Below are 20,526 nucleotides of genomic sequence, written 5' to 3'. Positions count from 1 at the left end.
TGTCGGCAAGGTACCGGATTCCGTTCCTGCCAATGCAGGGTTTCGGTCCTGGCCGATGGATTTCAGTAAAGACCGGTGAAGATCTCGGGGTTTCTGCCTGTGTCTTGTTATGGTTTGTTCTTGTTGCGGGCAGCAGCTTGCCAGAAGTCGAATTTTCGGTTTTTGTCGTTTTCCGGGGTTTGAACGGGTAAACATCAGTACGGCAGGCCGCATTCGGCGAAAATCCCTGTTTCGGGGTCAATCCGCGCGAATCCGGATATCCTTCCGCGCCAGATGCCGGACTCCAAGAATTCAAAACACAATGCAACATAACCACCCGGTGGACGACTCCAGCCCTATCGACCCTGCTCTGGCAGGGCTTTATTCACAGCTCACAACCCAAGAGAACGTTTTGGGGACCCTGGTGGTTGACCTGGATTCGCAACTTCATTTTGCCGAGGGTTTGCTGGCCCTGACGGACCGGCGCCTGCTGGCCCGAAGCGCCACGGGAGAGTGGTCCAGCTGGCCTTGTGTCGGGGTGAAGGGGCTGGAGTTGCGCCACTTTGACCACGCCGGTGTGGGAACGCTGGAGCTGCAGGAGGCGGGGAAAAGACTGGCCGGCTGGCGGTTTACCCTGGGCGCCAATGTGCAGGCGCTACGCCTGGTGCGGCTGTTTGCCCAGCAGCAGGCGCTGGGCCGGGAGGCCCCCGGCGTGCTGGATGCCCCTGCAGCGGATGGGGATACGGCCCTTTGCCCCGAATGCGATCTGCCTTTGCCGCCTGACAGCGAGGAATGCCCGGCCTGTGCCCGCGAGCTGCACACGCCGCCCTCAACCTGGGTGCTGCTGCGGCTCTGGCGTTTTGCCCATCCCTACCGCCATCAGCTGCTGGCCGGGTTTTTACTGACGCTGGCTTCCACCGCCGCCACGCTGGTGCCGCCTTACCTGACGATTCCGCTGATGGATGACATCCTGATCCCGTTCCAGAACGGCCAGCACATCGAGCCCTGGAAAGTCGGCGCCTTGCTGGGAGGCTTGCTGGGCGCGGCCCTGCTGGGCTGGGCCCTGAACTGGGCGCGTACCTACCTGCTGGCGCTGGTGTCGGAACGTATAGGCGCCGACCTGCGAACCGCCACGTTTGATCATTTGCTGGATCTTTCCCTGGATTACTTCGGAGGCAAACGCACCGGGGACCTGATGGCCCGCATCGGCTCCGAAACTGACCGCATCTGCGTTTTCCTGTCGCTGCACGCGCTGGACTTTGCCACCGATGTGCTGATGATCGTCATGACGGCCGCCATCCTGTTCTCCATCAACCCCTGGCTGGCGCTGGTGACCCTGCTACCCCTGCCGTTCATCGCCTGGATGATCCATGTGGTGCGCGACAAGCTGCGCACCGGCTTTGAAAAGATTGACCGGGTCTGGTCCGATGTGACCAATGTGCTGGCCGACACCATTCCGGGCATCCGTGTGGTCAAGGCCTTTGCCCAGGAAAAGCGTGAGGCCCAGCGCTTTCGCGAGGTCAACCAGCACAACCTGGCCGTCAACGACAAGCTCAACAAGACCTGGTCGCTGTTCACGCCAACGGTCTCCTTGCTGACGGAAATAGGCCTGCTGGTCGTATGGGCTTTTGGTATCTGGCTGGTGTCGCGGCAGCAAATAACCGTAGGTGTGTTGACGGCCTTTATTGCCTATATCGGCCGCTTTTACACACGGCTGGACTCCATGAGCCGCATCGTGTCGGTGACGCAAAAGGCCGCGGCTGGCGCCAAGCGCATTTTTGACATCCTGGACCATGTCTCCAACGTACCCGAAACCGCCAACCCGGTGAAGATAGAGGCCTTGCAGGGCCGTATCGACATGAAGAACCTGGGGTTCCGTTACGGCAACCGTTCCGTCATTCGTGGCCTGGACCTGCAGATACAGCCTGGCGAGATGATTGGCCTGGTGGGTCACAGCGGATCGGGTAAAAGCACCCTGGTCAACCTGATTTGCCGTTTTTACGACGTGACCGACGGCGCCATCCAGGTGGACGGCACCGACATCCGGCGTTTTGGCGTGGCCGACTACCGGCGCCATATCGGCCTGGTCTTGCAGGAGCCTTTCCTGTTTTTCGGCACGATTGCCGAGAACATTGCCTACGGCAAACCCGATGCCACACGCGCCGAGATCGTGGCTGCTGCCCGCGCCGCGCATGCGCATGAATTCATCCTGCGCCTGGCCCAGGGTTACGACTCGCTGGTGGGTGAGCGCGGCCAAGGCCTGTCGGGTGGCGAGCGCCAGCGCATCTCGATCGCCCGCGCGCTACTGATCAATCCGCGCATCCTGATCCTGGACGAGGCCACCTCGTCGGTGGATACCGAGACCGAAAAGGAAATCCAGCGCGCTCTCGACAACCTGGTGCAGGGCCGCACCACGATTGCCATTGCCCACCGCCTGTCTACGCTGCGCAAGGCCGACCGGCTGGTGGTGATGGACCGCGGCCAGGTAGTCGAGGTCGGCCCGCATGACGAACTGATGGCCAGGCAGGGCGCATACTGGCGCCTGTACGAAGCCCAGGCGCGGCAGGTTGACAGCGAGGCCGGTGATGCCGGCGCCGAGGACGGCCGTATTGCGCTGGCTACCGCACAGATTGCCCATACCGCACAGCATGCGGGCAACCCATGAGCAAGACAATCAACATGAGCAACTCCACAACCCCTGCGTCTGCCGTCTTCCAGCTTGAGCGTCAGCCTTCGGGCCGACTGCTTTTTACCGGTGCTGACGGTGAGCGGCATGATGGCGTGGTGCCGGTGAGGGCTTTCCCCCTGGCGGCGCCTGATGAGGGTATCTCCCTGGTCAGCACTGAAGGTCATGAGCTGGCCTGGGTGGACCAATTGCAGGCCTTGCCGCCCGACCTGCGCGCGCTGCTGCAGGAAGAGCTTGCCTTGCGTGACTTTGTCCCCGAGATACGCCGGCTCAAAAGCGTCTCGACTTTTGGCACGCCCAGTGTCTGGGCGGTGGAAACAGACCGCGGCGACACCTCGTTTGTGCTCGCCGGCGAGGAAGACATTCGCCGGTTGGGGCGAACCGGCTTGCTGATCGCCGGCAGCCAGGGCGTGCAATACAGCGTGCGGGACATGACGGCGCTCGACCGCGCCTCGCGACGCCTGCTTGAGCGGTTTCTCTAGGGCCTGCGCCAGGTGCCGGCGCCGGGTGTATTTTTTGCTATTTATTTGATAGCTGGTTGCGCTTGATGTAAAAGGGCCTGAGCCCGATTTCATCAAGAATTCTGCCCTGCAGGGCGGCCGGGCAGGCCGGGGTGACTGTCAACCGGCGCTGAACAATCGTTCAGAAAAATTCGCTTGTTGCGCGGCACGGGTGCGACTGTAATCAGCTTTACTGATGCATTCCGGCCCCATGACTTTTTCCACTCCTGCAATTACCGAGCTCCCTGCCGACCGGCGACCTGGCGGATTGGCGCGTGTGGAAGACCATCGCCTGCTCACCGGCCGTGGCCTGTATGTCCATGATGTGCAGCAGCAGGGCATGCTGCACGCGGTATTTGTGCGCAGCACGCATGCCAGGGCGCGTCTCTTGAGTGTTGACCAGCAGGCTGCCCGCGATGCGGAGGGCGTGGTGGCGGTGATTGGCCCGGAGCAGTTGGCCGGCCATTTCATGCCACCCATCAATGAACTGGTGTCCGGCATGCGCTTGCCTGACTGCCCGTTGCTGGCCCAGGGACGGGTGGATTCGGTGGGGCAGCCGATTGCGCTGGTGATTGCCGGCAGCCTGCAAGCGGCGCAAGCCGCCGCCGAGCAGGTGTTTGTGGATTACGACGCAGAGCCGGCACAGGGCGATATGGCACCCGGCGCAGAACCTTTAGGCAGCGTGCGCCACCAGTCGGGCAACGCCCGGGCATCGGACGCTGCGCATCGGGTGAGCCTGTCGCACCGGCAATCCCGCGTCATTGCCATGTCGCTGGAGCCGCGCGCCGCCGTGGCCCGGTGGGATGCCGGCAGCGGCATGCTCACGGCCTGGCTGGGCACGCAGGCACCGTCCAGGGCGCGTGCCGACATTGCCCGCACGCTGGGCCTGCCGACAAGCCGGGTGCGTGTGATTGCACCGGATGTGGGTGGCGCGTTCGGCGCCAAGGCGTCTGTCTCGCCCGAAGACCTGGTGGTCGCCTTTGCTGCGCACCATCTGAAGGCCACGGTGAAGTGGATCTCCTCGCGCTCTGAAGAGTTCATGTCTGCGGCGCAAGGGCGCGGCGCCAGGCTGGAAGGTGAACTCTGGCTGGATGCCGAGGGGCGTTTCCTGCACCTGCAGGCGCGGCTGCAGTTCCCCATGGGGGCCTGGTTGCCTTTCAGCACAGTGGTTCCCGCGCGCAATGCCGCACGCATTTTGCCCGGACCCTATCGTGTGGCCGGCGTTGACATTGCTGCGCAAGCCGGCATGTCCAACGCGGCTGCCGTCAATATTTACCGTGGCGCCGGTCGCCCCGAGGCCGCTTTGCTGATGGAGCGGCTGGTCGAGATGGCCGCCCGCCAGGCCGGCATCGACCCGGTCGAGTTGCGCCTGCGTAACCTGGTTGAGGCCGGCGCCATGCCATATGCAACGCCAACCGGCGAGTGTTTTGACGCAGGCGACTACAGCGCAGCACTTGAGCGCGCCTGCGCACGTTTTGACTATGCCGGCGAGCGGCGTGAGCAGGCTCGGCGCCGGGCTGCGGGCGAACTGCTGGGCATCGGTGTGGCGATGTATGTCGAGCCCTGCGGGCAGGGCTGGGAAAGCGCCCGCGTCACGCTGCAGGCTGACGGTGGTGTGTGTGTGGCCAGCGGCTCCGCAGCACAGGGCCAGGGTCACCAGACCAGTTACGCCGTGATTGCCGCAGAGGCATTGGCTTGTGATGTGGCGCGTGTGCGCGTCGACCATGGCGACACCGGCTCATGTCCCGAAGGCATAGGCGCGCTGGCCAGCCGCAGCATGGCCATAGGCGGGAGCGCCGTTGCCCAGGCCGCACGCATGGCGGCGCAACGGCGTGATGCCGGTGAGGCGCTGCCGATAGTTGCCGAAACCGTGTATACCGCGCCCAGCGAAGCCTGGAGTTACGGCTGTGTGATTGCCCGTATGGCGATTGACTGTGATACCGGCAAACCCCGCATTGAACGCATGGTCTGGGCCGATGATGCCGGGCGCATCATTTCGCCCCAGCTTGCCGAGGGCCAGTTGCTGGGCGGCATGGCGCAGGGGCTGGGCCAGGCCATGCTGGAGCGCATCGTTTACGACAGCGAAGGCCAGTTGCTGACAGGCTCGCTCATGGACTATGCCATCCCGCGCGCCGACGACATGCCGCCCATGGAATTCGAGAGCCTGGCCGTGGCGAGCAAGGCCAACCTGCTGGGTGCCAAGGGCGTCGGCGAAGCCGGTTGCATTGGCGTGCCGGCTGCCTTGCTGAATGCCGCGGCGGATGCGCTGGCACCGCTGGGCGAAAAAGAACTGGATTTCCCCCTCACGGCCGAACGCCTCTGGCGGGCCATGCAACCACAACCTTTATCCGGAAAGACCACAGCATGAGTACAAAATACCGCAAATCCGACGCCAAGGACTACGCCCGGCAGAACTTCCGTGGAGTCTGGGCTGCCACAGCCACGGCATTCAACGAAGACCTGTCGCTCAACGAAGCCGGTTTTCGCCAGAACATGAAACACTGGGCGCAGGCACTGAAGCTGGGCGGCCTGTTCGTCTGCGGCAAGCAGGGTGAATTTTTCTCGATGTCCGTGGCGGAGCGCAAGCGTACTTTCGAGTTGGCGGTGGAAGAAGCCGCCGGGCATTGCGGCATCGTGACCTCGTGCTCCGACACCAACCTGGATGTGGTGCTGGAGCTGGCGCGCCATTCGCAGAATATAGGCGCCGACTACATCGTGGTGCACAGCCCCGTGCTGCACTTCCACCATGACATCGACTCCACCGTGTATGAGTACTATCGCCACCTCAGCGAACAGCTGGACATAGGCATCGCGCTGTGGAACCACCCGGATTGCGGTTATGTCATGAGTCCGGAACTGTGTGCCCGCATTGCCGAGCTGCCCAATATCGTTGCGATCAAGTACAGCGTGGACCGCGCGATGTACAAGAAGCTCACCAAACTGGCCGGCGACAAGATCATCGTCAGCACGGCGTCCGAAGAGGAATGGCTGGACAACATTATCGAGTTGGACTGGCGCCTGTACCTGTGCTCCACGCCGCCTTTCCTGCTGCAGACCACGGTCGACCAGCGCATCAATGAATACACACGCCTGGCCTTCGAAGGCAAACACGCCGAGGCGCGGGTGGTGCGTGACAGCCTGGAGCCCGCGCGTGCCGCCTTCCGCTCGGCCCGCCCGAGCGGCACGCCGCAGGCCTATACCAAGTACTGGATGGAGTTGCTGGGCCAGGTCGGCGGCCCGGTGCGCCGTCCGCTGCTCAACCTGACGGAGGCCGAGAAGGCCGCGACGCGCGAGGCCCTAGCCCGCAGCGGCCTGAAGCTGGCCTGAGTTGCTTTGAAACGGCGTAGAGCGAGTACATGGCAATGATTCCCATCGCGTTGCAGGTCAACGGCCGAAGTGTCGAAAAAGCCGTTGAGCCGGCCACGCTGCTGGTGGACTTCCTGCGCGAGGACCTTGGCCTGACCGGCACACACCAGGGCTGCGACACGGCCCAGTGCGGTGCCTGCACCGTGATGGTCGATGGCGCGGCAAGCAAGTCCTGCAACCTGCTGGTGGCCCAGGTCAATGGCGCCAGCGTGCTGACGATTGAAGGACTGGAGTCCCCCGACGGCACGTTGCATCCCATGCAGCAGGCCTTTGGCCGCCACCATGGGCTGCAATGCGGCTATTGCACGCCGGGCATGGTGATGCGTGGGGTGGCCATGGCCGGCGAAGACGTTCCGGCCGAGCCCGAAGCCGTGCGCTGCGCGCTCTCGGGCAACCTGTGTCGCTGCACCGGTTACCGCGGTATCGTGGATGCGGTGTGTGAAGGCATGCAGCGCATGCGGACCCAGTCTCAAGTTGAGGTTGCGAGGTGAACCCCTTTGAATACCGCCGCCCCTGCAGTGTGGCAGAGGCCGCGCAATGGCTGCGCGATGACCCCGAGGCCAAGCTGATGGCCGGTGGGCAAAGCCTGCTGGCCGCCATGAAATTGCGTTTTGCCGCGCCGTCGCTGCTGATTGACTTGCAGGGCCTGCCCGAACTGACGGCGCTGCGCGAGGAAGAGGGCGGCCTGTGGATTGGCGCCATGTGCACGCACGCAAGTGTGGCCGCGTCGCTGCTGGTGCGGCGCATCGTGCCCATGCTGGGTCAACTGGCGCATGGCATTGGCGACCAGCAGGTGCGCAACCGCGGCACGCTGGGTGGTTCGATCTCGAATGCCGACCCGGCGGCCTGCTGGCCTGCCGGCGTGATGGCGCTCAATGGCACGGTGTGCACAGACCGGCGCGAGATCCCGGCGGATGAATTTTTTGGCGGTCTTTTCACAACTGCGCTGGAACCCGACGAGATTGTTTGCGGTGTGCGTTTTCCCCGCTTGCAGGACGCGCATTACCTGAAGTTCGAACAACCGGCATCGCGTTTCGCCTTGACTGGCGTGGCTGTGGCGCGGCGTGAAAAAAGCGTGCGTGTGGCCATCACGGGCCTGGGTTTCGGGATTTGCCGCTGGCAGGCCGCTGAACTGGCGCTGTCAGGCAGCTTTGCGCCCGAGGCGCTCCAGGGCCTGCGGCTGGATGCCGATCAGGCCTCGGGCGACATCCATGCGTCCGCAGAGTATCGCGTTCACCTGGCCGCAGTGCTGACCCGGCGTGCTGTACAAAATATCCTGAAACCCACGGCCGCTCAAGCCACCAACCAGACCGTCACCTTATGAATTACCAGGGTTCCAGCCTTCTTCCGCATCCCGTTGAGCGTGTCTGGCAGGCCTTGCTGGACCCGGAAGTATTGCGCCAGTGCATTGCCGGTTGCGAGAAATTTGAACGCACAGGCGAAGACGAATACAAAAGCACGGTCAAGGTTGTGATCGGACCCGTGTCGGCCCGCTTCGCCAGCACGGTGACGCTTGCCGACGTGGTCGAGCCCACCAGCTGCACGCTGCGGTTTGCAGGGCAGGGCGGCGTGGCCGGCTTTGGCAAGGGCGAGGCACGGGTGGTACTGGCGCCCGAAGGCGAGGGCACCCGGCTCGACTGGAAAGCCGATGCCCAGGTGGGCGGCCGCCTGGCGCAAATCGGTTCGCGGCTGATAGAGGCGACCGTGCGCAAAATGAGTGATGATTTTTTTGTGCGTTTCGCGGGTCAGCTTGAAGCTGCTCCTGCAGAAGCTGCGGCTGCCCAGGCGGTTTCCGCAGAAACTGAAATACCTGCCGCAGCACGGTCGTCAGCCACTGCCAAAACTGTGGGCATCGCCGTTGCGGCCGTCCTGGCGGTCACACTGATCTGGTGGCTGAGCCGCTAAGGACTAACAAGTTTTGATAAGCAAGGAATTATGAAAATTTTTCTGAAATTACTGCTGGGTGGAAGCTTGCTGGTCTTGGGGAACATCGCAATGGCGCAGTACCCGGCCCGGCCGGTAAAAATTGTCGTACCGGCCACCGCCGGCGATGGCTCCGACCTGCTGGCGCGGTCGCTGGCCAAGTCACTGGGGGATGCCTTGGGCCAGCCCTTTGTGGTCGACAACAAGCCCGGCGCCGGCGGCAGCATAGGCGCCAACACGGTGGCCAAGGCACCTGCCGACGGCTACACGCTGTTCCTGGCCAATGGCAGTTCGCACGGCGTGACCCCGGGTTTGTATGCGAAGCTGCCTTACGACAGCGTGCAGGATTTTTCCCCGATCGCGTTGATTGCCACGGCCCCCAACCTGCTTGTCGTCAATGCCAGCATGGGCCTGCGCAGCTATGCCGATTTTGTCCGGCTGGCGCGCCAGCAACCGGGCAAGATCACCATCGCATCGGCCGGCAGCGGCAGCCTGTCGCACCTGTCGGCGGAGTTGCTCAAGTCCTCGGCCGGCCTGGACCTGCTCCACGTGCCTTACAAGGGGGCTGCGCCCGCGCTGACCGACCTGATGGGCAACCAGGTGCAGTCCATGATCATCAACATCCCGACCGTGCTGCCCTTTATTCGCAGCGGAAAACTCAAGGCGCTGGCCGTGACCAGCGCCAAAAGGTCGCTTGAGCTGCCGGAGGTGCCGACGCTGGCCGAGAGCGGTGTGGCTGGCTACGAGACGGTGGCCTGGTTCGGCTTGCTGGCACCGGCCCATACCCCACCCGATGTGGTGAACAAACTGCATGCCCAGGTGCAGCAGGCCCTGCTGCTGCCGGAAATCCGGGAGAACCTGGCGCGACTGGGTGCGGAGCCGTCAGGCCTGGGGCCGCGCGAGTTCTCGGTTTATATAAAAAGCGAGATTGCCAAGTATTCTGCGGTGATAAAAAGCGCCGCGATCAAGGTTGATTAAGGAGACACCATGCTGAAACCCATCAATTTCCCCCGCTGGATCGAGGAAAACCGGCACCTGCTCAAACCGCCTGTAGGCAACCAGCAGGTCTGGCGCGACACGGACATGATAGTGACGGTGGTGGGCGGGCCCAACCAGCGCACGGATTTTCATGATGATCCATATGAAGAGTATTTCCACCAGTTTCGGGGCAGCGCCCATTTGCTGATTGCCGACAGGGGGAAGTTCGAACGCATTGACCTGCATGAAGGCGATATTTTCCTGTTGCCGGCCCATGTGCGCCACTCGCCGCAACGCCCCGATCCGGACAGCCTGTGCACCGTGATCGAGCGTACCCGGCCGAAAGGCGTCATTGATGCCTTCGAGTGGTACTGCGCGCATTGCGGCGGGCTGGTCCACCGCAGCGAACTGCAATTGCAGAGCATCGTGGAGGATTTGCCGCGCGTGTACGGGAATTTTTACGACTCGGCATCAAGCTTGCGTACATGCCCCACATGCGGAACCGTTCATCCCGGGCGCGACTGGCAGTCCTGGCATGCGACGCGGTCGGCAAGGCCGGATTAAAGGGGTTAACGGGTATTGACGGGATTAAGTTTATGCCTAAACTAATTAGGCATAAATTTATTGGTTTCGATATTTTCTGGTTCATTTCTACAGCAAGGAATCCTTATGAAACTCAAGTTGAACAGCATGGTGGTGGTGTTGGGCCTGGTTGCCTGCAGTCTCTCGGCTCAGGCGCAGCAAACAGTCAAGATTGGCTTCCTGGGAACCTTGTCGGGTCCTGCGGGTGCTTTGGGTCAGGACCAGTACGACGCCTTCATGCTCGGCCTGGAGCACTTTGGCGGAAAACTGGGCGGTGCCACTGTCCAGGTGATCAAGGAAGACGACCAGCTCAAGCCCGACCTGGGTGTTCAGCTGGCGCAGAAGCTGATTGAAAAAGACAAGGTGAACATCATCACCGGGGTGACATTCTCCAATGTGATGATGGCCATCCACAAGCCGATCACCGATGCCGGCGTGTTGCTGGTGGGCTCCAATGCAGGACCGACGCCGCTGACCGGCAAGGGCTGCAGCCCGCTGTTTTTCTCCACCTCATGGAACAACGATTCGCTGCACGAGTCCATGGGCCAGTACGCCAATGACGCGGGCTATAAAAAGGTCTACATGCTCGCGCCAAACTACCAGGCCGGCAAGGACGCATTTTCGGGTTTCAAGCGTTTCTACAAAGGCCAGGTGATGGACGAAGTGTTCACCCAGGTCAACCAGCCTGACTACTCGGCCGAGATTGCGCAGCTGCAGGCGGCCAAACCGGACGCGGTGTATGTGTTTTACCCAGGCGGCATGGGCGTGAACTTTGTCAAGCAGTACCAGCAGGCCGGGCTGCTCGGCAAACTGCCGCTGCTGTCCACGTCCACCGTGGACGGCACCACGCTGCCCGCGCTGAAAGACATTGCCCTGGGCGTGGTGACAGGTTCGCCTTACAGCCCCGACATCGACAACCCGCAGAACAAAAAATTTGTCGAGGATTTCAAGAAGAAATTCAACCGTTCGCCATCGCTGTATGCGGCGCAAAGTTATGACGCGGCCTCGCTGATAAATGCCGCGCTGCTCAAGACTGGCGGCAAGGCCGATAACAAGGATGCGCTGCGCGCTGCCCTGAAGTCAGCCGAGTTCAAGTCGGTAGCGGGCCCGTTCAAGTTCAATACCAACCAGTTCCCGATCCGCAACTTCTACCGTGTTGATGTCGCAAAAGACGCCTCCGGCCAGGCCGCGTTCGTGAACAAGGGTGTGGTGCTCAAGGACCATGCAGACGCCTATTACAAGGAATGTGCGCTGAAGTAAGTCCGGCAAGGATCCTGGCGGTGACTACGCATTTTCAGATCGGTGATCTGCGGCTGGATCGCGTGGTCGAATCCGAATTTCCGGTGCTGGAGCCGGCCGAGGTCTATCCGGACTGGACCCCGGCCGATCTGGAGCGCGACATGTCGTGGCTCGCGCCGCGCTTTTACGATCCCGCAGCCGGAAAGCTGGTGCTGGCGTTTCAGGGGTTTGTGATCCGCAGCCACGGCAAGACCATCCTGGTTGACACCTGTGTCGGCGACTGCAAGGAGCGGCGCCGTCCGGCTTTTGACCGGCAGGGCTGGGACTGGCTGGACAGCCTGCGGAGTGCGGGGTTCGCCCCTGAAGATATCGACATCGTGCTGTGCACGCATTTCCATGTGGACCACGTCGGCTGGAACACCCGGCTGGTTGATGGCAAGTGGGTGCCGACCTTCCCGAATGCCCGCTACCTGTTCACCCGCAAAGAGTGGGATTACTGGCGCAGCGGCGAGGGTGAGTCGAACATCGCCCGCACAGGCGATTACATGACAGACAGCATCATCCCGGTGGTAGACGCCGGGCTGGTTGATTTTGTGGACACCGATCACCGCATCGATGATGCGGTGTCCCTGCTGCCGGCACCGGGGCACACGCCTGGCTTGGTGTGTGTGTCATTGCAGTCGCAAGGCCAGCATGCCATCATTGCCAGCGACCTTCTGCATACGGTGCTGCAGATCGCCTACCCCGACTGGAGCACACGATTTTGCGCTGATCCGGCGCTTTCCCGCCGGACGCGACGGGAATTCCTTGAGCGTTATGCCAATACGGATGTACTGATCCTGCCGGCGCATTTTCCGGCGCCCACCGCGGGGCATATCGTGTGTGAGCACAATGCGTTCAGGTTTCGTTTTGTGGGTGAGGGCTGAGCGTTATTGCGCAGGCCTGAATTCCCGCTTCATATTTCCATTTACTTACTGCGACTGAAACGATGCCCTTCACCTGGAACCTGCCCTATCCGGTTTTTACGGCGACCGCCGTTGCCGGCCCCATAACAATGCGCCAGTCATGAGCCTGTCGCTTTTCTCAATCCAGATACTCAACGGCCTGCAGCTGGGGGTCCTGCTTTTCATGCTGTCCGCCGGCCTGACGCTGGTGTTCGGCATCATGAATTTCATCAACCTCGCGCATGGCAGCCTGTACATGATGGGCGCCTACTTTGCCGCAACCGCGTATGTGCGCAGCGACTCCTTTTTCATCGCGGCACTGGTCGGCATTGCCGGCAGCGCCGCGCTGGGTTTTGCTGTCGAACGCATCGTGGCCGCGCGCCTGTATGCCCGTGACCACCTGGACCAGGTGTTGGCTACCTTTGGCCTGATTCTTTTCTTCAACGAGCTGGCGCGCTGGGTCTGGGGTGCGTCCCCCTACTACATGAATGTGCCGCAGGCCCTGTCAGGCACGGTCAGCCTGTTTGGCATTTCCTATTCCGCATACCGCTTTGCCATCATCGTGGTGGGCCTGCTGGTGGCGCTGGGCTGCTATCTGCTGATCAACAAGACCCGCGTGGGCATGCTGATTCGTGCGGGGTCAAGCAACCCAACCATTGTTGCGGCGCTGGGCGTCAACATCAAGCTGCTCAATGCGGCGATTTTTGCATTGGGTGCGGCACTTGCCGGCGTTGCCGGCCTGATGAGCGGGCCCATCCTGTCGGTACAACCCGGCATGGGCGAGCCCATACTGATAACCGCCATGATCGTGATCGTGATCGGCGGTATCGGCTCCGTGCGCGGTGCTTTTTATTCGGCGCTGATTGTCGGTTTCATCGACACGGCCGGCCGGGCCTTCCTGCCCATGCTGTTGCGCGAGTTTCTTGACCGCAGTACCGCACAGGCTGCAGGCCCCGCGCTGGCTTCCATGCTGATCTGCATTTTCATGGCGGCGGTGCTGGCCTTCAAGCCGGCAGGTCTTTTTCCGGTGAAAAACCAATGATGCGCAATAAATTTTCCTCCTGGTTTGTCGCCATCGTCACGCTGCTCCTGCTGGTGGCGCCTGTTTATGCGGGTTTTGCGGGTGAGCCGTTTGCGCTGACTTTTGTGAGCCGTATCCTGATTTTTGCGCTTGCTGCGATCAGCCTGAATCTAATACTCGGCTATGGCGGCATGGTGAGTTTTGGCCATGCCCTCTACATGGGGCTTGGGGCATATGTGGTGGGTGTTCTTGCGCAGCATGACGTCACGAATGGGTGGGTACAGCTGGGTGTGACATTGGCTGCCTGCGCAGTCATCGGCTTGATAACCGGCGCGGTTTCCCTGCGTACCAGCGGGATTGCATTCATCATGATCACGCTGGCGTTTGCGCAAATGTTTTACTACCTGTTCGTCAGCCTCAAGCAATACGGCGGTGATGACGGCCTGCCCATTTCTGCGCGCAGCGAGTTTGGCCTGTTCAGCCTGGGCTCTCCGGTGGTGCTGTATTACGTCGCACTGGCGCTGGTGCTGGTCGCGCTGGTTGGTACAAAGCGCCTGGTGGATGCGCGCTTTGGAATGGTCCTGCGCGGCTGCCGTATCAACGAGCGGCGCATGAAGGCCATGGGTTTCCCGACCCTGCGCTACAAGCTTTCTGCCTATGTCCTGTCCAGCATGTTGTGCGGCCTGGCCGGCCTGCTGTATGCGAACCTCACGGGTTTTGCCTCCCCTGCTTATCTGGCCTGGACGGTGTCGGGTGAGTTGATCATCATGGTTGTGCTGGGCGGCATGGGCACGGTATTTGGCCCGCTGGTGGGGGCCATCACGCTGCTTGTCAGCGAGGAAATCCTCAAGGCCATGACCGACCACTGGCCGATGATCCTCGGTCCGCTGATCGTGCTGGTGGTGCTGACGGCCAGGCGCGGCCTTTATGGGTACCTGCTCGACTGGGACGCCTGGCGTGAACGCAGGGGCCTGGCTGCGGCGGAGTTGCTTTCCACAAAGGAGCGGTCATGAGCGCCGCGCCGGGCCGCCCCAAGCAAGCTCGCACCGCAGTGTGAAGCACGAAGGTATTCCAATGAGCCATATTCTTGAAATCAGCCAGTTGGCCAAGCGCTACGGCGGGCTGCTGGCAACTGACCATGTATCGCTGACGCTGGCACCTGGTGAATTGCACGCCATCATTGGCCCCAATGGCGCGGGCAAGACCACCCTGATAGGGCAACTCGGTGGTGAAGTCGCACCGGACAGCGGAAGCATACGGTTTGACGGCAAGGACATCACATCGCTGGCGCCGGCACAACGGGCGCTGCGCGGCCTTGCCCGCTCGTACCAGATCACCTCGGTATTTCCGGAGCTGAGCGTCCTGGAGAACGTGGCGCTGGCCATGCAGGCACACTGCGGGCACAGCTTCGGTTTCTGGACGCCGATGCTGCGGCAGCCTGAATTGGTGGAGCCCGCGCTGCATGCCATCGGTCAAGCCGGACTGGCCCATCGCGCGCGCGCGCCGGTGTCGGATCTTGCCCATGGTGAGCGCCGCCAGCTTGAGCTTGCGATGGTGCTGGTGGCCGAACCCAAGCTGTTGCTGCTGGATGAACCCATGGCGGGCATGAGCCACCAGGAGTCCGGCAAGGTGGTGGAGCTGTTGCAGGGGCTCAAGGGCCGTTACGCCATGCTGCTGGTGGAGCATGACATGGATGCGGTGTTTGCGCTGGCCGACCGCATCTCGGTGCTGGTCTATGGCCGCATCATTGCGAGCGGGACGCCGCAGGAAATACGCGCCAATGAAGAAGTGCGAACAGCCTACCTGGGCGATGAGGTGTTACCGGTATGAACGATTTACTGCAGATAAGCGACATAGAGGTGTGCTACGGAGACGCGCAAGCCCTGTTCGGTGCGGCACTGAGTGTGGCTGAAGGTGAGTTCGTCACGCTGCTGGGCCGCAACGGCATGGGCAAGACGACCACGGTGCGCACCGCCACGGGCATCATGAGCGCGCGTAGCGGGCGTGTGCAGTTTGCGGGGCAGGATGTATCGCGCTGGCCGTCCTACAGGATCGCCCGGCTTGGCCTGGGATTGGTGCCCGAGCAGCGCCAGGTGTTTCCCAACCTGACGGTTTATGAAAACCTGGTGGCCACGGCGCACAACCGCCTGCAGCGCAGCGACCCCTGGACACTGGAGCGTGTGTACAAGCTTTTTCCGCGCCTGAAAGAGCGAGCCGGTAATCTGGGCGCCAACCTTTCCGGCGGCGAACAGCAGATGCTGGCCATAGGCCGCGCCCTGATGACCAATCCGCGCCTGCTGGTGCTCGACGAGGCCACCGAAGGCCTGGCGCCGCTGGTGCGCGGCGAGATATGGGATTGCCTGCAGGCGCTCAAGAACACCGGTTTGTCGGTACTTGTGATCGACAAGAACATTGGTCCCTTGCTGCGCATTGCCGACACGCATTTCATCATGGAGAAAGGCCGGACGGTGTGGAGCGGAAGTTCACCCAGCCTGCTGGCTGCCACGGATGTCCTGAAGGACACACTCGGTGTCTGAGCAACTTGCGGGGCGCGAGGGCTGGCGCAACCTGGGCGTTGCTGAACTGGCGCGCCAATACAATGCCCGCGCTACAGTGCCTGACGTGGAGCCATTTCTGCGGGATTACCGGGACCTGTCCACGCCCATGTATGCCTTGCCGCATGTACGCGACCTGCGCTACGGCCCCAACCCCGATGAGTTGCTGGATCTTTTCCCGGTGCCGGGCCGGGCGGATGCGCCCTTGTTTGTGTTTGTGCATGGCGGTTACTGGCGTTCGCTGGTCAAGGAAGACTCGGTCTTTATGGCCAGGAATTTCACGCAGCACGGCATCGCCGTTGCATCCATCAATTACCAGCTGGCGCCCCAGGCCAGCCTGCATGAAATTGTTGCGCAATGCCGCCGCAGCCTGGCCTGGCTGTATCGCAACGGTGCCGCGCACGGCATGGATGTGAACCGCATCGTGGTGTCGGGCAGCTCTGCCGGCGGGCACCTGGGCGCGATGCTGCTGTCGCAAGACTGGCAGGCCGCCGCAGGCGTGCCGCAGGACGTGGTGAAAGCTGCCATCCTGGTCAGCGGCCTGTATGACCTGGCGCCTGTTCAGCAGACAACCCCTAACGACTGGCTGAACCTTGGCGTGGAGGAGGCTGTTGCCCTAAGCCCAATACAGTCGCTACCCTGCACCAATACCCGCCTGTGTATTGCGGTTGCAGAGCAGGATACCGATGAATTCAAGCGGCAATCGCTGATGTACGCCGCAGCCTGCAGGCAAGGCGGCTGCAGTGTGCAGTACCTTGAGGTGCCGCAGCGCAATCACTTTGACGTGATTCTGGAGTGGATGAACCCGGATACAGCCTTGACCAAACTCGCCTGGGCCCTGTTCGACCCGGCCTAGGCCGTTCAGGCCTGGCCTGCCGTTTTTTTGCGGGTTTTTTTCTGGCTGCTGCTTGCGGCCAGTCCGGTGACTCCACTTTTGAAGTGGGTCAAAAAGGCCTCACACGGTGCCGAGAGCTGGCGCTGGCCATCGGTCAGCGCGACGATATTGCGTTCCATGACAGGAGCCGTCAGCGGTACGGCCACGACGCCAGGAGAACGCGCGCTTGACAGCGCGTAGGACGGGAGGATGGACACAGCAAGGCCTGCTTCAACCAGGCCCACCGCTGTAGTGACATGCGCTACTTCGAAGGCCGGCTGCACCGGCTCGCCGATCTCGGCAAAACCGCGCTCGACAAGTGAGCGCAGGCCGCTGCCGTGCCGCAGCAGCGCCAGCGGTTCGCCAGCCAGTTCGGCCCAGCGCACTTCGCGCCGATCGGCCAGCGGATGGTCTGACTGGCAGGCCAGCATGAGCCTGTCCTGGTACAGCGTGGTGAGCACCAGGCCCGGCATTTCCGTATCTGCAGTGCAAACGCCGAAGTCGGCCTGCCCGCTGCGCACCGCCTGCGCTATGCCATCCACCGGCAAATCAAAGAGATCTACCCGGATACCCGGAAAACGCACGCGAAAGCCGGCCAGCAAGGGCGGCAGCAGCGTTGCTGCCAGAAGCGGCGAGGTCGCCACGGCAAAACGCCCACTGCGCCTGTCCGACAGTTGCCGCAGGCCATCAAAGGCATCGTCCAGGTTTTCAAAAACCTTTTTGATGGAGGGGAGCAGTTCCAGTCCGGCGTCGGTGAGTGCAATGCGCCGTGTGGTGCGCTCAAACAGCCGCACGGCAAGTTCACCTTCCAGGCTGCTGATTAGCATGGACAGCGCCGACGGCGTCAGGTGCAGGCGCTGGGCTGCACGCGTGATGCTCTCGTCCTGTGCCACGGCCACAAACGCCCGCAACTGGCGCATGGTGACGCCGGCAGGGCGGGGGGCATTTCTTTGATCGGTCATGATGGCATTGTGTCCGGGACGAACCCGGAGTTTACGGCCAGGTGCCCAAAGGCCATCCCTGTTGCAGGCGCAAGCGGGGCACGGCCAGGCGCATCACTCGTTGTTGGTGCTGCGGTGCGCCCAGCGGGTGGTGTTTTTCTCGATGTAGCTGAACAGTTCGTACATCACCATCGCCATTGCGCCCACGACAACAAGGCCACTGAATGCAAGCCCCATCTGCATGGCAGAGCCGGCCGAGATCAGCAGGTAGCCGATGCCTTCATTGGCCGCCGTCATTTCGGACACTGTGGTGCCTACAAATGCAAGCGTGATGGCGACCTTGAGCGAGCCATAAAAGTAAGGCATGGAGCGCGGCAGGCCGACCTTGACCAGCACGTCCCAGCGTTTTGCGCCGAGTACGCGCAGAACGTCCTCCAGCTCGGGCTCGAGCGTGGCAAGGCCGGTGGCAATGTTCACCATGATGGGGAAGAACGAGATCAGGAAGGCTGTGAGGATGGCCGGGCCAATGCCGATGCCGAACCACACCACCAGGATGGGCACAAACGCCGCCTTGGGCAGCGCGTTGAATGCCGTCATCAACGGATAAACCGCGGCGTAGGCCAGGCGTGAGCTGCCGACCACAAAACCCAGCAGCACCCCAACGACAATGGCCAGGCCGAAACCGGCCATGGTGACCCAATAAGTCCGCCAGGCGTGCCCAAGGATGACACCCTTGAATTCCCATGTCTGGGTGGCAATGCGCCAGGGACTCGGAAAGATGAATTCGGAAACGTTGAAGACGGTGCAAGTAAATTGCCACAGGGCAATCACGGCCACCAGCAGGACCCACGGAGCCCAGCGTTCGAGTTGTTTTTTATTCATGATGTTGCTTAGGCCGTCGGTCAGGCGTTAACCACGGCGGTGGTCTGGCGGATGGCGCCAATGTGTCCGCGCAACTCGTGCACGATGTCGGTGAATTCCTTGGTGTAGGTAATTTCAAGGTCGCGCGGACGCGGCAGGTTGATCTCCCGCTTGATGACAAAGCGCCCCGGGCTCTTGCTCATGACATACACCGTGTCGGCCAGGAACACGGACTCGCGCAGGTCGTGCGTCACCAGAATCACGTTGAATCTCTGTACTGTCCACAGGTCGCGCAGGGTGCACCACAACTCTTCCCGCGTGAAGGCGTCGAGCGCGCCAAAAGGCTCGTCGAGCAGCAGCATTTTGGGTTCATGAATCAGGGCGCGGCAGATGCTGGCGCGCTGCTGCATGCCACCTGAAAGCTCCCAGGGAAACTTGTCTTCGTAGCCGGCCAGACCCACGCTTTGCAGCAACTTGCGGGCACGCTCTTCGTACTCCTTGCGCTTGTCCTTGAAGTTGCTGCGGTAGGGTTCCACGATTTCAAGCGGCAGCAGCACGTTGTCCATCGTGGTCCGCCAGGGCAGCAGCGACGGGGCCTGAAATGCCATGCCCGACACCTTGAGCGGGCCGGTGACGGGCTGGCCGTCAATCATGATCTTGCCGCGCGAAGGCATTTTCAGCCCGGTGGCCAGTTTCATGAAAGTGGATTTGCCGCAACCCGAAGGCCCAACAATGGCGATGAACTCGCCTTGCCGGACCTGCAGGTCGATGGCTTCAACCGCAAACTGTTTTTTGGCAAGAAACTCTTCGTTGTAGGCCAGCCATACATCCGAGAAGTCCACGAACAGGGGAGCTGTTGGGGTTTGAGGTGTCATGAAGGGTAAAAGTGGCTATCAGGCCAGGAATAACGGGCGCAGCGTGCTATTAAAAGCGTAGTGATCCAACGGCCACCACGCCTTTCTGTGGGTCACTTACTTTTTCGGCAGGATGTTCAGCTCGGCGGCTGTAGGCAGGAAGGAGCCATTCCAGACGGCATCCGGGTTGACGCGGGTTTTGGTGCCAAATGCATCGGAGACCTCCGAGGCCATCAGTGACAGGCGTGGCCCCTTGACCTGGCCGAAGCCTTCGGCGCGTGCATCGGGGCTGTTGATGACGGTGTCGATCGCCAGCTTGAGGCGGCGGGTTTCGAGCGGCACGTTGATGATGCCGTCGCGAGCCTTCACGTATTCAATCGTGGCCGCAGGGTTTGTCACCACGTCTTTTGCGCCCTTGGTGAATGCCTGCAGGAATGCCTTGATGGCGGCCGGATTTTCCTTGATGAGCTTGGGCGAAACAATTACCGCATTGCCATAGTGCTTCACGCCGAAATCGGCGTAGGGCAGCACCACCACGTCTTCGGCTTTGACGCCGCGCGCTTCGAGGTTGAGCAGGGAGGTGAAGGTAAAGCCGGTAATGGCGTCAACATCGCCACGGGCCAGCATGGTTTCGCGCAGCGGCGGGTCCATGGCTGTCCACTGGAAGCCGGTGATGTTGTTGGCCTTGGCGAAAATCGGGAATGCACGGCGGCCTGCATCAAACACCGGGGCGCCCATCTTCTTCCCGTTGAGGTCGGAGGGCTTGGTGATGCCCGACTTTTTCAGCGCCATGACGGAGGCCGGCGTGTTGTTGTAGACCATCATCACGGCCACGGGTTTGTTGGGCGCGTCAGGGTTGTTGGCGTGGAACTCCATCAGCGCAGCCAGGTCGGCAAAACCCATGTCGTAGGTGCCCGAAGCCACACGTGTGACCGCGCCGCCCGAACCGTTGCCGGCATCGACCGTGACATCCAGTTTGTTGGCCTTGAAATAACCCTTGGCTACAGGCGTGAGGAACAGCGCGGCAGGACCTTCAAAACGCCAGTCGAGCTGGAACTTGATGGGCGTGGTTTGCGCCTGGGCCGTGCTGAAGGCGGCAACCGCGACAAAGGTGCTGGCGATTTTGGCGACCAGCGGCATCAGCGAAAAGGAGTTTTGCGTGCTTTTTTTCATGAAGGTGTCTTTGGGTGGTAAGGGTAAAAATGACCGTAACAAGGTTGCGC

General features: G+C 61.8%; 20 protein-coding genes. 16 read left to right on the top strand and 4 right to left on the bottom strand.

Annotated features, from left to right (window positions below; genetic code table 11):
• Positions 1-301 precede the first annotated feature (301 nt).
• The 16 genes from ACFQND_RS20785 to ACFQND_RS20710 all read left to right on the top strand — a co-directional run bounded on the left by ACFQND_RS20785 (position 302) and on the right by ACFQND_RS20710 (position 16,629).
• Complete coding sequence (locus ACFQND_RS20785) at positions 302-2,644, top strand: cyanophycin metabolism-associated ABC transporter (protein WP_371436547.1); 2,343 nt, start codon at positions 302-304, stop codon at positions 2,642-2,644.
• Complete coding sequence (locus ACFQND_RS20780) at positions 2,641-3,147, top strand: cyanophycin metabolism-associated DUF1854 family protein (protein ID WP_377414477.1); 507 nt, start codon at positions 2,641-2,643, stop codon at positions 3,145-3,147. Before ACFQND_RS20785 ends, ACFQND_RS20780 begins: the two co-directional genes overlap by 4 nt.
• 229 nt (positions 3,148-3,376) lie before the next feature.
• On the top strand, positions 3,377-5,533 hold the full coding sequence (locus ACFQND_RS20775) for a xanthine dehydrogenase family protein molybdopterin-binding subunit (RefSeq protein ID WP_371436545.1): 2,157 nt from the start codon (positions 3,377-3,379) through the stop codon (positions 5,531-5,533).
• Entirely contained in the window at positions 5,530-6,492 is a 963-nt protein-coding gene (locus ACFQND_RS20770) for a dihydrodipicolinate synthase family protein (protein ID WP_371436544.1), read from the top strand. Before ACFQND_RS20775 ends, ACFQND_RS20770 begins: the two co-directional genes overlap by 4 nt.
• Positions 6,493-6,527: 35 nt before the next feature.
• On the top strand, positions 6,528-7,022 hold the full coding sequence (locus ACFQND_RS20765; RefSeq protein WP_371436563.1) for a (2Fe-2S)-binding protein: 495 nt from the start codon (positions 6,528-6,530) through the stop codon (positions 7,020-7,022).
• Positions 7,019-7,855, top strand: a complete 837-nt coding sequence (locus ACFQND_RS20760; RefSeq protein ID WP_371436543.1) for an FAD binding domain-containing protein — start codon at positions 7,019-7,021, stop codon at positions 7,853-7,855. Before ACFQND_RS20765 ends, ACFQND_RS20760 begins: the two co-directional genes overlap by 4 nt.
• Positions 7,852-8,436, top strand: coding sequence for a CoxG family protein (locus tag ACFQND_RS20755; RefSeq protein WP_371436542.1), 585 nt, complete (start codon positions 7,852-7,854; stop codon positions 8,434-8,436). Before ACFQND_RS20760 ends, ACFQND_RS20755 begins: the two co-directional genes overlap by 4 nt.
• A gap of 30 nt (positions 8,437-8,466) precedes the next feature.
• On the top strand, positions 8,467-9,432 hold the full coding sequence (locus ACFQND_RS20750) for a tripartite tricarboxylate transporter substrate binding protein (protein ID WP_371436541.1): 966 nt from the start codon (positions 8,467-8,469) through the stop codon (positions 9,430-9,432).
• Between the two features lie 9 nt (positions 9,433-9,441).
• Positions 9,442-9,996: a 3-hydroxyanthranilate 3,4-dioxygenase gene (locus ACFQND_RS20745; RefSeq protein WP_371436540.1), complete on the top strand. Its 555-nt coding sequence runs from the start codon at positions 9,442-9,444 to the stop codon at positions 9,994-9,996.
• Positions 9,997-10,101: 105 nt separating this feature from the next.
• Entirely contained in the window at positions 10,102-11,274 is a 1,173-nt protein-coding gene (locus ACFQND_RS20740) for an ABC transporter substrate-binding protein (protein WP_371436539.1), read from the top strand.
• Positions 11,275-11,294: 20 nt separating this feature from the next.
• On the top strand, positions 11,295-12,179 hold the full coding sequence (locus ACFQND_RS20735) for an MBL fold metallo-hydrolase (RefSeq protein WP_371436538.1): 885 nt from the start codon (positions 11,295-11,297) through the stop codon (positions 12,177-12,179).
• Positions 12,180-12,318: 139 nt separating this feature from the next.
• Positions 12,319-13,239 carry a branched-chain amino acid ABC transporter permease gene (locus ACFQND_RS20730; protein ID WP_371436537.1) on the top strand — a complete coding sequence of 307 codons (921 nt, stop codon included), beginning with the start codon at positions 12,319-12,321 and terminating at the stop codon, positions 13,237-13,239.
• Complete coding sequence (locus tag ACFQND_RS20725; RefSeq protein WP_371436536.1) at positions 13,239-14,231, top strand: branched-chain amino acid ABC transporter permease; 993 nt, start codon at positions 13,239-13,241, stop codon at positions 14,229-14,231. The genes ACFQND_RS20730 and ACFQND_RS20725 overlap by 1 nt, the downstream gene beginning before the upstream one ends.
• Before the next feature lie 61 nt (positions 14,232-14,292).
• Positions 14,293-15,048, top strand: coding sequence for an ABC transporter ATP-binding protein (locus tag ACFQND_RS20720; RefSeq protein ID WP_371436535.1), 756 nt, complete (start codon positions 14,293-14,295; stop codon positions 15,046-15,048).
• Positions 15,045-15,755 carry an ABC transporter ATP-binding protein gene (locus ACFQND_RS20715; RefSeq protein ID WP_371436534.1) on the top strand — a complete coding sequence of 237 codons (711 nt, stop codon included), beginning with the start codon at positions 15,045-15,047 and terminating at the stop codon, positions 15,753-15,755. Before ACFQND_RS20720 ends, ACFQND_RS20715 begins: the two co-directional genes overlap by 4 nt.
• Positions 15,748-16,629, top strand: coding sequence for an alpha/beta hydrolase (locus ACFQND_RS20710; RefSeq protein ID WP_371436533.1), 882 nt, complete (start codon positions 15,748-15,750; stop codon positions 16,627-16,629). The genes ACFQND_RS20715 and ACFQND_RS20710 overlap by 8 nt, the downstream gene beginning before the upstream one ends.
• A gap of 5 nt (positions 16,630-16,634) precedes the next feature.
• Here the strand turns inward: ACFQND_RS20710 and ACFQND_RS20705 are convergent, their stop codons facing one another.
• The 4 genes from ACFQND_RS20705 to ACFQND_RS20690 all read right to left on the bottom strand — a co-directional run bounded on the left by ACFQND_RS20705 (position 16,635) and on the right by ACFQND_RS20690 (position 20,443).
• Positions 16,635-17,609, bottom strand: a complete 975-nt coding sequence (locus ACFQND_RS20705) for a LysR family transcriptional regulator (protein WP_371436532.1) — start codon at positions 17,607-17,609, stop codon at positions 16,635-16,637.
• A 93-nt stretch (positions 17,610-17,702) separates the two neighbouring features.
• Positions 17,703-18,470 (bottom strand): ABC transporter permease, encoded by a 768-nt coding sequence (locus ACFQND_RS20700; RefSeq protein ID WP_371436531.1) that lies wholly within the window; start codon positions 18,468-18,470, stop codon positions 17,703-17,705.
• A 20-nt stretch (positions 18,471-18,490) separates the two neighbouring features.
• On the bottom strand, positions 18,491-19,324 hold the full coding sequence (locus ACFQND_RS20695) for an ABC transporter ATP-binding protein (protein WP_371436530.1): 834 nt from the start codon (positions 19,322-19,324) through the stop codon (positions 18,491-18,493).
• A 96-nt stretch (positions 19,325-19,420) separates the two neighbouring features.
• Positions 19,421-20,443 (bottom strand): ABC transporter substrate-binding protein, encoded by a 1,023-nt coding sequence (locus ACFQND_RS20690; RefSeq protein ID WP_371436562.1) that lies wholly within the window; start codon positions 20,441-20,443, stop codon positions 19,421-19,423.
• Positions 20,444-20,526 lie beyond the last annotated feature (83 nt).

The sequence above is a fragment of the Polaromonas aquatica genome (assembly GCF_042659145.1).
Lineage (GTDB): Bacteria > Pseudomonadota > Gammaproteobacteria > Burkholderiales > Burkholderiaceae_C > Polaromonas > Polaromonas aquatica.
Note: the sequence above shows the minus strand (reverse complement) of the source record. Positions and strands in the feature narration are given on the sequence as shown.